General features: G+C 45.4%; 12 protein-coding genes. 4 read left to right on the forward strand and 8 right to left on the reverse strand.

Annotated elements, in window-relative coordinates; translation table 11 throughout:
• Position 1: 1 nt before the first annotated feature.
• Entirely contained in the window at positions 2-1,336 is a 1,335-nt protein-coding gene (locus tag FME95_RS07210; RefSeq protein ID WP_147713714.1) for a D-serine ammonia-lyase, read from the forward strand.
• On the opposite strand, the gene FME95_RS07215 is transcribed toward FME95_RS07210, so the two are convergent.
• The 3 genes from FME95_RS07215 to rpmE all read right to left on the reverse strand — a co-directional run bounded on the left by FME95_RS07215 (position 1,317) and on the right by rpmE (position 3,209).
• On the reverse strand, positions 1,317-1,586 hold the full coding sequence (locus tag FME95_RS07215; protein ID WP_147713715.1) for a SemiSWEET family sugar transporter: 270 nt from the start codon (positions 1,584-1,586) through the stop codon (positions 1,317-1,319). The genes FME95_RS07210 and FME95_RS07215 overlap by 20 nt on opposite strands.
• 176 nt (positions 1,587-1,762) lie before the next feature.
• Positions 1,763-2,782 carry a hypothetical protein gene (locus FME95_RS07220; protein WP_147713716.1) on the reverse strand — a complete coding sequence of 340 codons (1,020 nt, stop codon included), beginning with the start codon at positions 2,780-2,782 and terminating at the stop codon, positions 1,763-1,765.
• A gap of 211 nt (positions 2,783-2,993) precedes the next feature.
• Positions 2,994-3,209, reverse strand: coding sequence for a 50S ribosomal protein L31 (gene rpmE, locus FME95_RS07225; protein WP_147713717.1), 216 nt, complete (start codon positions 3,207-3,209; stop codon positions 2,994-2,996).
• A gap of 136 nt (positions 3,210-3,345) precedes the next feature.
• Here rpmE and FME95_RS07230 point away from each other — a divergent pair, with 136 nt between their 5' ends.
• Complete coding sequence (locus FME95_RS07230; protein ID WP_187265467.1) at positions 3,346-5,541, forward strand: primosomal protein N'; 2,196 nt, start codon at positions 3,346-3,348, stop codon at positions 5,539-5,541.
• A 15-nt stretch (positions 5,542-5,556) separates the two neighbouring features.
• Here the strand turns inward: FME95_RS07230 and FME95_RS07235 are convergent, their stop codons facing one another.
• The 3 genes from FME95_RS07235 to FME95_RS07245 form a co-directional block, all read right to left on the reverse strand.
• Complete coding sequence (locus FME95_RS07235) at positions 5,557-6,078, reverse strand: lipocalin family protein (protein WP_425468224.1); 522 nt, start codon at positions 6,076-6,078, stop codon at positions 5,557-5,559.
• Between the two features lie 91 nt (positions 6,079-6,169).
• The gene (locus tag FME95_RS07240; RefSeq protein ID WP_147713719.1) at positions 6,170-7,132 is read right to left on the reverse strand and encodes a 2-hydroxyacid dehydrogenase; all 963 of its coding nucleotides are present in this window, start codon (positions 7,130-7,132) and stop codon (positions 6,170-6,172) included.
• A 39-nt stretch (positions 7,133-7,171) separates the two neighbouring features.
• Positions 7,172-8,065 (reverse strand): TIGR01777 family oxidoreductase, encoded by an 894-nt coding sequence (locus FME95_RS07245; protein WP_147713720.1) that lies wholly within the window; start codon positions 8,063-8,065, stop codon positions 7,172-7,174.
• A gap of 476 nt (positions 8,066-8,541) precedes the next feature.
• Between FME95_RS07245 and katG the strand changes: the two genes are divergently transcribed.
• Positions 8,542-10,710 carry a catalase/peroxidase HPI gene (gene katG / locus FME95_RS07250; protein WP_147713721.1) on the forward strand — a complete coding sequence of 723 codons (2,169 nt, stop codon included), beginning with the start codon at positions 8,542-8,544 and terminating at the stop codon, positions 10,708-10,710.
• Positions 10,711-10,811: 101 nt separating this feature from the next.
• Here katG and FME95_RS07255 read toward each other — a convergent pair whose 3' ends face one another.
• Positions 10,812-11,666, reverse strand: a complete 855-nt coding sequence (locus tag FME95_RS07255) for a LysR family transcriptional regulator (protein ID WP_246109337.1) — start codon at positions 11,664-11,666, stop codon at positions 10,812-10,814.
• Between the two features lie 108 nt (positions 11,667-11,774).
• Between FME95_RS07255 and FME95_RS07260 the strand changes: the two genes are divergently transcribed.
• Entirely contained in the window at positions 11,775-12,275 is a 501-nt protein-coding gene (locus FME95_RS07260) for a lactoylglutathione lyase family protein (protein WP_147713723.1), read from the forward strand.
• A 268-nt stretch (positions 12,276-12,543) separates the two neighbouring features.
• Here FME95_RS07260 and FME95_RS07265 read toward each other — a convergent pair whose 3' ends face one another.
• A complete protein-coding gene (locus FME95_RS07265) occupies positions 12,544-13,596 on the reverse strand; it encodes a GGDEF domain-containing protein (protein ID WP_147713724.1) in 1,053 nt (350 codons plus the stop codon).
• Positions 13,597-14,258: the final 662 nt, after the last annotated feature.

Genomic DNA, 14,258 nt, shown 5'->3' on the forward strand with positions numbered 1-14,258 from the left:
TATGCAACAGCCTTTGACTCAAGAGCAGCTGATCCAGCGTTATCCGCTGCTCAAAAAACTGATTCAGTATCAAGAGTGCGCTTGGTTTAATCCGAACAGTTGCTCAGTGCAACAGGCTCTGCCTTATATTGGGTTAAACCAACGCGATATCGAAGAGGCGAGTGAACGGCTGCAACGTTTTGCACCCTATTTAATGGCGGCATTTCCAGAAACCGAACCGACTCAAGGCATTATTGAATCGGAACTCGTTGACATAGCAAACATGAGAACCGTGCTGGAGCAAACGGAGTCGGTTTCAATACCCAATCTGTTATTAAAAAAAGATAGCCACTTAGCGATTGCAGGTTCAATTAAAGCGCGTGGCGGTATTTATGAAGTTTTAACTCATGCTGAAAAACTGGCCATTAACAATGGGCTTTTAAATACCAGCGATGATTACAGCAAACTTCACAGCGATACTTTTAAAGAATTTTTTAGTCAGTACCGAATCGCTGTTGGCTCAACCGGAAACCTCGGGCTTTCAATTGGCATCATCAGCGCCAAACTCGGATTTTCAGTCAGTGTACACATGTCTGCCGATGCTAAATCATGGAAAAAAGATTTGCTTCGCCAGCATGGTGCAACAGTCATTGAGTACCGCTCCGATTACGGCGTTGCAGTAGAACAAGGGCGCAAAGAATCACTCAGTGATCCTCATTGTTTCTTTATTGATGACGAAAATTCCACCACGCTTTTTTTAGGTTATGCGGTTGCAGGCCAACGCTTAAAACAGCAGTTAGCAACCCAAGGGATTACTGCCGATAAATCTCACCCTTTATTTGTCTATTTGCCTTGCGGCGTCGGCGGAGCTCCTGGCGGTGTTGCATTTGGCTTAAAGATGGCATTGGGTGATCACGTTCACTGCATCTTTGCTGAACCGACGCACTCTCCGTGCATGCTGTTAGGTGTGCATACTGGACTTCATGATGCTATTGCGGTTCAGGATATCGGCATAGACAATCAGACGGCAGCCGATGGCCTTGCTGTTGGTCGTGCCTCAGGCTTTGTCGGCAGAGCAATGGAGCGTTTAATTGATGGTTATTACACCGTCAGTGATGAACGCCTGTACCGTTACTTACAAGCCCTCAGCGAGCAAGAAAACATTCAATTAGAGCCGTCTGCATTGGCCGCAATGCATGGCCCTGTAGTGTTAACCGGCAGCAGCTCAGATGTACTGCAATATCAAAAACAATTCGGCTTAGATGCCACAACCATGAAAAACGCCACTCACCTAGTTTGGGCGACCGGTGGCGGCATGGTGCCTAAAGAAGAAATGGCTAGTTATCTGAACCGTTGATAACACTGAGTAATTTCATAATAAAAATAGCGCCCGAAAATGAAGCCGTCAGTGCGTTAGCGATAACAATTGGTGCTGATAAAATCACCACACCGTAAGCAAGCCAGCAAAGCGTACCAACAAAAAACAGCCCATACATTCGTAACGAAAGCCCCTTCATCTGATTGACTTTAACCGTATGTACAACCTGATGTAGAAAACTACTGACCGTTAGCGCTGCTGCGACATAGCCGATGAACTGCAATTGCATCGAGAACCCCTTAAGTACATTTATTATGCCGATACCTGTATGCCTAAAGCATGCATACCTAGAATATGAATAGCTAGAACAAACAAACCAATAAAATACCGCCACAAAAAAGCCTAGGCAAGGCTAGGCTTTTAAAATGTTTTGGCTTTTAGTTTTGCAAGCAACCCTTATGGCGTCTATGGCGTCGCGACCATAATCTTTGCGCCTTCGCGATAAAATATAAATTCACGACCTTCAATATTAAGATAATAAGGGTACTTGGCTTCGTGCTCTGGCACGATCTTATGCAATCGCTTATTTTCTATATCGTATTCCCATATGCAGGCAAAGCCTCCTGAGTTATCGAAATAGAATTTGGTACTGTCGTCCGACCACTCAAACTGGCCAATAATAAAATCAACATAGCCAACTATAAACAGTAAGCTCGATGTGTTTGTTGTGTAGTCATTCAACATGACTGAAGATGAACCATTATAAATATCAGAACCGGATTCGACGACCTTCTCGTGCGACTGAATGGCCGACAAGTAGCGAGCCTTCCACGTTGATAGTTTTTCATCCAGCTCATCAAAGTCGATGTCTAATAATTCACTGCTATGATATCGGGACATCACTAAGTAACGACCATCTGGCGAATCCAAGGTCTCTATAGCGGCGGCACGTTGTGGCTGCATATCGCAGTCGTAAAGAGGCGACGAGGTACCGATGTCGTAACAAAAAAACTGACTGTCGTTATCATCCGCCGCAAACACATAGGTATCGCCTATTATTTCCATACCTACAGTGTAATAAGTCAGGTAATAATCGGAGGTTGAATAAACCTTATAACGTTCGCCTGTGGTCAGGTTATGTTCATAGATGGTACGCAAATTTTTATTACGATCACTTTCAACATAAAATAAATAAAGATTAGAACCCACCACCGCAGCCTTCTGATTTGAATAATATATTTTGGATTCTGAAGGGCTCACTAATTCTTTATGGCGCCAAGGCTGATCTAAAATAACTTCTAGGTCTCCTGCCATGCTTTCTTTAAAACTAACCGCCGCATCAATACTTTCGGATTGCGGGTAAATCATTCCTTGCACTAGGCTTTCACTGATAAAGCCTTGCGCTGTACTCATACTAGGGTAAAACGCAAAGCTTATAACGAATATGCTGAGCGCTTTACGTGCACTTATAAAAAACGTTGTCATGCTTTAATCTTCCTATGATAAACATCTCGGTAAATGAGCGGCCTTACCAAGGCTTTAAATTATTTCATCCTTTTAAGCGATGAACCTAACTTATTGCATTATTACATTAGTCGTTTTGATAGGTCTATTTCTACGGGCACAAAAAAGCCCAGACTATGCTGGGCTTTCTTTAGCTTTGGAAAAACCACTTAGAGTGGCATCATCTAAAAGCTTACTTGCTAAGCTTACGAGCACCAAAACGAGTGTTGAACTTATCGATACGGCCGCCAGCATCAACAACTTTCTGCTTACCAGTGTAGAATGGGTGGCAGTTAGAGCATACGTCTAGGTGGATAGTACCTGAACGAGTTGAGCTAGTTTTAATAACGTTACCGCAACCACAAGTTGCTGTTAGTTCTTCGTACTTAGGATGAATATCTTGTTGCATATCTTTTTACCTCAATTGACGCCGCCACCTGATCTCTTGCCAGGCACCGCGTTTTGACGGAACATAAACTTTGAAGGCACAATAGCAAGCTATCAGCCCCCAAAAAGGGAGCGCAATCATACCAGAGTTACTTCAATTGACAAGCCTACTGCCAAAAAGCCTCCACCACATCAAAATCGCCGTGCCAGGGCCGTTTCAAGAGCCCCTTATCTATCAACATGATCAGGCGCTGGCAGCGGGTATTCGCTGTAAAGTACCGCTTGGGCGCCGTCAGGTTATCGGCATTACGGTTGACGAGAATACGCCCACAGGCGATATCGACCCAAGCAAGCTTAAAGCTATTATTGAGGTTCTCGACCAGCAACCGGTACTACCGAACAGCATTTTAACGCTGGCAGACTGGATGAGCCGGTACTATCAACACGAATTCAGCAGTAGCTACTTTTTAGCGCTACCTGCGTTATTACGCAAAGGCGAAGCCGCGACTCTCAAAGCCGAAACCTGGCTAACACTGACGCCAGCAGGTGAAGCCATCGATATCGAGCAACTCAAACGATCGGCCAAACAGCAGGCGCTGATGGCGTTTTTGCAACCGCAACAACGCTGTTCTATGCCGCATGCGCGCGATCATGGCTTTGACTTAACTCTGGCAAAAACACTGGAAAAGAAAGGCTTACTCAGCATCGACAATCTAGCCCATCACGATGCAATCAAGATCAGCGCCGAGTTAAGTGAAACGCCCCTAACGCTAAATAATGAACAGCAACAAGCCTTAACCCAACTCACCGGCGAAGGCTTTACCCCCAGTTTATTAGAAGGGGTTACCGGCAGCGGCAAAACTGAGGTTTATTTACAGGCCATTGCCGACTGTTTGAAAAACAACAAGAGAGCCTTGGTGCTGGTGCCAGAAATAGGCCTAACGCCACAAACCGTACGCCGTTTTCGGCAGCGTTTTGTTGACGACATTGTCGTGCTTCATTCCGGCTTAAGTGACTTACAGCGCCAGCAAAATTGGCTAAGAGCCGCTTTCGGCCAAGCGGCTATTGTCATCGGCACTCGCTCTGCGGTATTGACCCCGATACCAGACCTAGGCCTGATTATTATCGATGAAGAACACGATCAGTCTTATAAGCAACAAGACAGCCTGCGCTATCATGCTCGCGACATCGCGATTTTACGCGCCAAAAATGAAGCCGTCCCGATTGTCTTGGGCAGCGCAACGCCGTCGCTAGAATCTTTGCACCATGCGATTAACGGCCGCTATCGTTATTTACAGCTGAACCAGCGCGCCACTGGCCAAGCCTTGCCTTATGTTGAAACAGTCGACATGCGTCAGCAACAGCAGCAACATGGGCTGTCCGAAAAATTATTAATTCGTATAAAAGAACACCTCAATGACGGCAACCAGGTTTTATTATTTTTAAATCGCCGCGGCTATGCACCCTCTTGGTTTTGTGAAGACTGCGGTTGGATTGCCGATTGCGTTTACTGTGATGCTCACCTGACTCACCACCGGCACAACAACCTCAACATCTGTCACCATTGCGGCTTCCAACAACCACCAATTAAGCAGTGCCCAAACTGCCATTCTCACTCGCTAACTGCGATGGGCACAGGTACGGAACGAGCCGAAGAATTTCTATCGCAATGTTTACCTGATGTGCCGATGATTCGTTTTGACAGCAACATCGCCAGCACTCGCAAACAATTTGAAGAACAGTTGGCGAAAACCGAAGCAGAAGGTCCTGCCATTATTATTGGTACGCAAATGCTAGCCAAAGGGCATCACTTTGAACGCGTCACTCTGGTCGGCATTTGGGATATTGATAGCGGCTTATTCAGCGCAGATTTACGCGCCAAAGAACGAATGGGCCAACTGCTAACGCAAGTCGCAGGCCGCTCCGGGCGCGGTAAGCGTCGTGGCGAAGTGCTGATTCAAACCTATTACCCAGACAACCCAATCTACACACCCTTACTGCAGCACGACTATCGAAGTTTTGCCCATGAACTGCTACAAGAACGAAAACGAACACGCTTGCCGCCGTTTGGTTATCTTGCCGTTATTCGAGCAGACAGCGCCCATGCAGAGCGCGCAGAAAGCCAACTGAAAGAGATGGCAACTTATTTATTACAGTTAGGCAGCGTGCGGGTACTGGGCCCTTTACCAGCATTACTTTCGCGTCGAGCCGGTAAATTTCGCTACCTACTGATTGTACAGAGCGATAAACGCAGCCAGCTACACGAAGCACTCAACCCATTACACAAGCACTACCCGCGCGAAGCAAAGCAGGTCAGTTGGCATATCGACATTGACCCTGCAGAGCTGGCTTAAATCAAAAAGCGTCGCTTATTTATGCTCAACAAACTGAACGTCGCTGGTTGCAAAACCGCGTTCGTCAGCCATGGTTAAAAACTTTTGTAAGGTCGACTCATCAATCTCTTTGGTGCGAGATAAAAACCACAGATAATCGGTATTCGGCCCGGTAACAAAAGCATATTGGTAATCGTCCTGATCTAACTCGAACACCACATACGAGCCATAAAAAGGTCCAAAGAACGACACTTTTAAGTAACCTACATCGTTATCATCAACAAAGTAGGCTTTGCCTGACGCCTCTTTCCATTCATTGTTTTTGCTTGAAAAACCACGATTCAAAACATCAATGCCGCCGTCATCTCGTAGGCTGTAAGTCGCTGTTACTTGCGTCAGGCCTCGTTCAAATCGATGATCCAAACGCGCGACTTCATACCAGGTGCCGAGATAACGATCCAAGTTGAAATTTTCAACCGGCGTCACCTTTTCTGGCATTCCTAGGCAACCGGCAAGCACCAGTGACACGAAGATCGGCATTAATTTTTTCATAAACATAAACGGTAAAACTCCTTTAACACTTCTTTAAAGCGGACGCATAAACATACAGGCAAAAGCATGAAAGCGATCACTAGCTAGTCGCCACTCATCAATAACCTCGCTGTATATCAACCAACTCAGGTAGTGTGCCGTCTTTTCTATAATTTAAAATATTTTTTGCCACGATTTGTGAAGCGGTTTCAATATTGGTTGCTGCTGAAATATGCGGCAGTACAGTAATTTTTTCATGCTGCCAAATAACACTTTCGGGTTGCAACGGCTCCTGTTCAAATACATCGAGCACGGCGTGATCCAAATGCCCCTCATCAAGCAACTCAATCAGTTGGTCATAATCGGCAACACCACCGCGCGCAAAATTTATAAAACGAGCGCCTTTAGGCAGTTGGCTCAGTAACGATTTATTAACTAATTTTTCAGTGGCTTTGGTCAACGGTAACAGACAAATTAAAATATTCGTTTGCCCGAGCATCAGCGATAAACCTTGCGCGCCGCTGTAGCAACGAACTCCTGGAATATCTTTTTCAGTTCGACTCCAACCGTAGACATTAAAACCATTAGCGGCCAATCGCGTCATGGCACTGGCACCTAATTCGCCTGCACCCAATACCGAGACGGTCACCTGCTGAGCAGGCGGACAATGGAGTTGCTGCCACTGTTTTTTCTCTTGCTGCACTCGATAAGCTGGCATTTGCCGATGAAGATAAAGCGTCCATGCTAAAACAGCTTCAGACATTGTCTCGGCAAGTTGCGGATCAATTAAGCGAGAGAGTTTAGGCAACGACGCCTTCGCCTGAACATCCATACTCTCAAAGGTACTTAATACCGACTCAACGCCAGCCCATAAACTCTGTAACCAAACAAGCTTGGGAAACCGTTTTAGCTGATCAACACTGGGATTAGCAACAATGGCAATTTCCATCTCCGCTGCCTGTTGATCGCTGAGCTCTTCTGCGATAAAAATCTGTTCGGCTGGCAGCAACTGTTTAAAGCGTAATAGCCATTGCTGTTGTTCGTCAGCACTTAGGCTATGAATAAAGACAATCGACGACATAAGCTTCTACCCAACAACAAAAAATAAATCATATCAGCTTTATGACTTTTTTAATTCCTTGAAGGCACTGCCAATGGTTGCCCGAGAAAACGAATAGCCATGTTGCTGAAGTCGATTAGGTAAGACTTTTACGCTACCGAGCAAAAGGCTACTTGCCTCGCCCAAAGCCAGTTGTAAAAACGCCGCCGGAATTCTAAAAAATAATCGACGATTTAAACTCGCCGCCAAGGCCGCACTCAATTCAGCATTTGTCGCCGGTACCGGTGCTGTCATGTTGACTGGGCCACTGATCTGCGGCTGAGATAATAAAAAATACATGGCTGCCAACATGTCGTCTATGTGAATCCAAGACATGTATTGTTGGCCGTGACCAACAGCACCACCCAAACCGAGCCGAAACGCTGGCAACATTTTTTTCAGCGCGCCGCCTTTAGGGCTAAGCACTACGCCGGTTCTTAACAAACAAAGTCGTGTTTTATGCGCCGCTTTGCTCGCAGCCTGTTCCCAATCTAGGCATAACTGGGCGGCAAAATCTTTTGCAATAATAATATCGCTTTCAGCCGTTTGGCTTTCATTTTCGGCACCATAAACACCAATCGCTGAACCACTGAGAAAAACACTCGGCGGTGAAGCCGAGCGTTCAATCATTGCAACAAGCTGGTCGGTTATCTCCAACCGACTACTGATTAGCTTTTGCTTCTGTTTATCTGTCCAGCGTTTGTCGGCAATCGGTTCCCCAGCAAGATTAATCACCGCATCAAAATCATCTAGGTTACTTAACTCGTTCAGCTGATTGATTAACTGAACATTTGCACCAAACTTTTTAGCAGCTCGGGTTTTCGATCGCGTTAGCACGGTATAGCGATACTCAGAATAACGTTCAATAAAGCTGCGACCAATTAGGCCTGTGCCACCAGTCATTAAAATATGCATCGTTACTCCTTGGACACAGTCTCTGTTGCCGATAGTTAAGGGCTATTGCAGATGCGACAAACAAGCAGCCGACACCTTTCGCTGTTAAGCCTAGCAAAGCCCAGAGCACAACGCCTAGTTGACTCTGCCAAGGCTTTAACATCGTTCTATACGCTGCGACTTTATGCGCGGTTTTATCAACTTACAAATGATCACGAAAAAACCGAACATCAGCTTTGATTTAACCGTTTTTACATCGCAAATCATTGCAATCAGACTACGCTGATATCGCTCGCAGTATTAATCCATAAAGCAAAAACCAAACAGGAATCGGTGTACAGCTATACAGAGTTGATAAGGTAAAAAGCGCTTAAATCCACGGCTGATTTTTGGCGTATTCTAATTTTTACCATCAATTGCGTGTTGTGTATCAAGTTGTAAGACACAAACCCCGTTAGCCTGAGCGCGGATCTTAGTTATCTAATTAGGAGCAAAACATGACTACAGAAAACTCTATGAACAAATGTCCTATGCATGGTGGCGCGACATCCAGTGACGATACTGTCATGGCATGGTGGCCAAAAGCCTTAAACCTCGACATATTGCATCAGCACGACAGCAAGACAAATCCAATGGGTGAAGACTTCAACTACGCCGAAGAAGTCAAAAAGCTCGATTTTGCAGCGTTAAAGCAAGACCTACTTGCACTGATGACCGACAGCCAAGAATGGTGGCCAGCAGACTGGGGCCATTATGGCGGCTTGATGATCCGTATGACTTGGCACGCAGCCGGTTCTTACCGCACCATGGATGGCCGTGGTGGTGCTTCGACAGGTAATCAACGTTTTGCTCCTCTGAACTCTTGGCCCGATAACGCCAACCTTGATAAAGCTCGTCGCTTGCTTTGGCCGATTAAACAAAAATACGGCAACAAATTAAGCTGGGCTGACCTTATCGCCTACGCCGGCACAGTCGCGTATGAATCGATGGGCCTAAAAACCTTTGGCTTCGGCTTTGGTCGTGAAGATATTTGGCACCCAGAAAAAGACACCTACTGGGGTTCCGAAAAAGAATGGCTCGCTCCAACTGGCGCCGAAGGCAGCCGCTACACCGGTGAACGTGATCTAGAAAACCCACTCGCTGCCGTTATGATGGGCCTAATTTACGTTAACCCAGAAGGCGTTGATGGCAATCCTGACCCACTAAAAACCGCTCACGATATGCGCGTTACCTTTGAGCGTATGGCGATGAACGATGAAGAAACCGTCGCACTCACCGCTGGCGGTCACACCGTTGGTAAGACGCACGGTAATGGCGATGCAGCTCTGCTCGGCCCTGACCCAGAAGCTGAAGATCTAGAGGCCCAAGGCATGGGTTGGTTAAACAAAACCAAAAGAGGTATTGGCCGCAATACTGTCACCAGTGGCCTCGAAGGCGCGTGGACAACGCACCCAACCAAATGGGATAACGGCTTCTTTGAAATGCTGTTTAAACACGAGTGGGAATTGAAAAAGAGCCCTGCCGGTGCTTGGCAATGGGAGCCGGTTGATATCGCCGAAGAAGACAAACCAGTCGATGTTGAAGATGACAGCATTCGTCATAACCCAATGATGACCGACGCTGACATGGCGTTAAAAGTAGACCCGGAATATCGCAAAATTTCTGAGAAATTCATGCAAGACCCGGCCTATTTTGACGAAGTGTTTGCTCGCGCTTGGTTTAAATTGACGCACCGCGACATGGGCCCGAAAGCCCGCTATATCGGCCCTGAAGTGCCAGCAGAAGATCTAATCTGGCAAGACCCAATTCCTGCGGGTAAAGCAGATTACGACGTCGATGCGGTCAAAGCCAAAATTGCAGCAGCAGGCTTGAGCATTGCTGAACTGGTTGCTACCGCTTGGGACAGCGCACGAACCTTCCGTGGCTCCGATGTGCGCGGTGGTGCCAATGGTGCTCGCATTCGCTTAGCGCCACAAAAAGATTGGCAAGGAAATGAACCAGAGCGTCTTGCAAAAGTGCTTGCCGTTTATGAAAGCATCGCCAACGAAACAGGCGTTAGCATTGCCGACATTATCGTTCTAGGTGGCAACCTTGGTGTTGAGCAAGCAGCAAAAGCAGCAGGCAAAGCAGTTAAGGTTCCGTTTGCACCTGGCCGTGGCGATGCCAGCCCTGAACAGACCGACATTGAGTCGTTTGAAGTGCTCGAACCGCTACATGACGGTTATCGTAATTTCTTAAAAGCAGATTACGCCGTTAAACCAGAAGAGATGCTGCTCGACCGAACTCAATTGATGGGTTTAACCGCTGTTGAAATGACGGTATTAGTCGGTGGCATGCGCGTACTGGGCACCAACTACGGCGGCACAAAGCATGGTGTATTTACCGACAGAGAAGGCAGCCTAACCAACGACTTCTTTATTAACTTGGTCGACATGAATTACAACTGGGTACCAACAGGTAAAAATTCTTACCAAATCCAGCACCGTAAAACTGGCGAAACCAAGTGGACGGCAACGCGTGCCGACTTAGTATTTGGATCGAATTCGATCTTACGTGCCTATGCTGAGCTATACGCACAAAGCGACAGTCTCGATAAATTTATCAACGACTTCGTAGCAGCGTGGGTAAAAGTCATGAACGCAGATCGCTTTGATTTAACGGCTTAAAAGCTGTTAACTGCCTAAAAACTAACGCTAACGTTCGATGAACCCTCATCAAGCGCAGGCAACAAAAAAGAGCACTGGAGAAATCCGTGCTCTTTTTTCGTTTAAAGCCAGCTCATCGCCTCATCGATAACCGTCTGCATTCGTCTGGCCAATGAACGATGCCGATGCACACACAAATAAAGCGTTTCATTCACTGGCGTTGGCAACGGCTGAACACGGATTTTTTCAACCTCGGCAAAGGCTTCGACGGCATGCTCTGGCAGCACCGTAAAGCCCAACCCCATACTGACTGGCTCCAGAATCATACCAATCTGATTCGAGAAGCCTTTATGCTCAAGCCATTTAATATGTTGAAACTCAGGATAATTAGCACTCAACAATAGGTTGGCGTGATGACTGCCATCGGGGTGATCGATAAAGCCTAGCGCCTGCAACGTTGCCCAGTCAGGCTGTTCAATATGAGCTGGCGTGACCAACTGCAACGCCTCGGTCGCCACCTCAGTACAGGCGATATCAGCCAGGGTTGAGCGAGCCGTCATAAAGCCGACATCGAGTGTCGAAGCCTGCATTGCCTTTTCGACCTCAGCATTAGGTGCAAAGCGATAATCAATCACCAAGCCAGGATAGCGCTGTTGCAACTGTAATAATTTAGGGTACAGCTTCAGGCCGACACTGCCTGGCGACATCACCCGTACTCGTCCTTCGTAGGCAGAGTCTTCAGCAACCTGTTGTAAATCTACCAAGGATTGCAATACCGACTGAGACTCACGATAGAGCCGCTCACCAGCATCAGACAAATGAAAACGCTTCGCCTCACGAACTAGAAGTTCGGCTCCTAACTGCTGCTCTAGCTTACGCACATGCTGGCTGACGCCAGATTGGGTCATATGTAGGCGCTCGGCCGTACGAGTAAAGTGGCCCAATTCAACCAGCGTACAAAATGTCTTCAACCACACCACATTAATCATTACAAAAAATACTCAAAACCATAATAAATGATAATTTTACGTAATCAGAAAGCAAAAGTAACCTGTTCATGTCAGTTAACCCGATGGAGAACCACAATGAACACGACATACCCAAGAAGCATTTCGCACATTGGTATCTCAGTCCCCGACTTAGAAGCCGCAGTTAAGTTTTACACCGAAGTGATGGGTTGGTACCTAATTATGGAACCAACCGATATTGAAGAAGACGATAGCGCCATTGGTGAAATGTGCAGCGACGTATTTGGCTCAGGCTGGGGCGGATTCCGTATTGCCCACCTATCAACAGGCGATCGAATTGGTGTGGAAATATTCCAATTTAAAAATCAGACAAACCCAGAAGATAATTTTGAATATTGGAAAACCGGCGTCTTCCACTATTGCGTACAAGACCCTAACTTAGAAGAGCTGGCAGAACGTATCGTTGCCGCTGGCGGTAAAAAGCGAATGGAGAAACCTCGCTATTATTACCCAGGAGAAAAACCTTACCGAATGATCTATATGGAAGACCCGTTTGGCAATATCTTAGAGATATATAGCCACAGTTACGAGCTCACCTACAGCGACGGTGCTTATTAATTATTTGTAACCTTTTGGTTAATAAGCCTTTTGGTTAATTAAGAGCCGTGGTTAATAAGAGTCTTGTTAGCGTTAAGTAAGTATCGCCCATTACCTTTATTAGATAACACAGGGCGTAGCATATTGAATCAGCAAGGAATGGAATAATTCAAGGATGAAGCCATTCAAGTATTGTTAAGCTAAAAAATAAAAATAACAAAATGGCTAATCGAAAGCAAAGGATTAACATTCAATAGTATTTAGCCGCTGGACTGAACATCGACGACCCTTACGTCAGTGTCGATAAAAAATACTCTGAACGATTACGGCCTAATTTTTTTCCCAAATACAACGCCTGATCGGCATAAGATAAAATTGCCTCTACCGAAACATCCTCATCTTCTTTAGAAGAGTAGTAACCAATGGTCGCTGTTAATTTTATTTCAATACCATTCACTGCCAACGGTGTCGACTCAATGGTCTTAAGTATTTTATCGGCAATATGTTGTGCTGCGACACGCCCCACATTAGGCAATACAATTAAAAATTCTTCGCCACCATAACGACCAAGGCCATCGGTTTCACTGCGTGAGTGAGACTGTAATATATCGGCAATATGTATCAACGCTTTATCACCAATGAGATGACCATATTGATCGTTTATTTTTTTAAAAAAATCAACATCTAACATCATCACCGTCAATGGCTTTTGCTTGTCCCTAGCTCTTAAACAGGCGTGTGTCAGATAGGCTAAAATACTTCGCCGATTAGGTAGCTCAGTTAATTCATCCATATTGGCTTGCTTATACAGCGAACTGTTTAGAGTTTGATTTAATCTTGAAAACTCTGCGGCAAAACCAGTAGAAATAATACAGGCAACAATGAGCCAGAAAGCACGAGCTCGACTATGGTTTTCATCTGCAATAACAGGGGAGTAATTCGGTAGATAATCATCGATCCGTAAAACCACCAACACAAACAAAAATATAAATATCATCAATGAAACGGCTACTCGAGTATTAGAGAGCAGGCCAACCATCAACGGGATAATAGGTAAAATAAAAATAAAAGGGCTGTTGACGCCACCTGAAAGAAGCAACAGAGGGAATAGTTCAGCAAAACCAAAACCAATAACCCAATACTTAGAGGCACTACTCTTTTTTGTTTTATCAATAATAAAATACAAAATTATTGATAACACAGAATATAAAATACCAAGCCAAGTAAAAATAATATGCTGATCAACAATGATAGGGCGAACTGCGGTGATAAACATGGTGCCCGACATAATTGCAAACGCAGATTTTTCAACTAGCACATGCTGACTTTGATCTCCGGTCATGCGTTATTACTCTCGATTATTATTCACTCTTGATTAAAAGTTGAATACTCTTCTTAACAGAGACGATAAGGGGTGCAAGGCTCAACAGCCATCACCTAATAGTACGGCAAACTATTATTTATATCGGTCAAGGAGAGATCTCAGGTTTACGCTTTTTCAACCATCAGTGAGTACGACGCTAACCCATTTTGAACATAGAGGGATTCGGTTAGCACTCGATATAGACGTGTAAAAAATAAACGTTCATATCCTCATAAACAGGAAAAAAATGCAATGATATATTTTAAAAGCCACTTATTTTACGAGGCCAAAACCTTTCGTGTCTCTTGGTGGTAAGTTGATGATAAGAAGGTGCCATCTAGGTAAAACCATCTAAATAAAATGGACAGCCTTACGCTTCGAACTTAACCACTTTTCCTTACTAAGCTTTTGCTACTTTATGTTGCTACTTGTTCGCGCCTTCACATCTCATCGATTCAATTGAGTCGTCCATGCCGCCTCAACAATCAGACTAAACGCCGCAATAAATCTGTCACATAACGACTATTAACATTTAATTAAATAGTCCATGCAGCTCGTAAAAAAAGACTCAACCGATGCTAAACGAGACAGATGAATCCAAGCTTAATCTTCGCCCTGCCACTTCAAACAGTGGTGACAAA

It is taken from the genome of Reinekea thalattae (assembly GCF_008041945.1).
GTDB lineage: Bacteria > Pseudomonadota > Gammaproteobacteria > Pseudomonadales > Natronospirillaceae > Reinekea > Reinekea thalattae.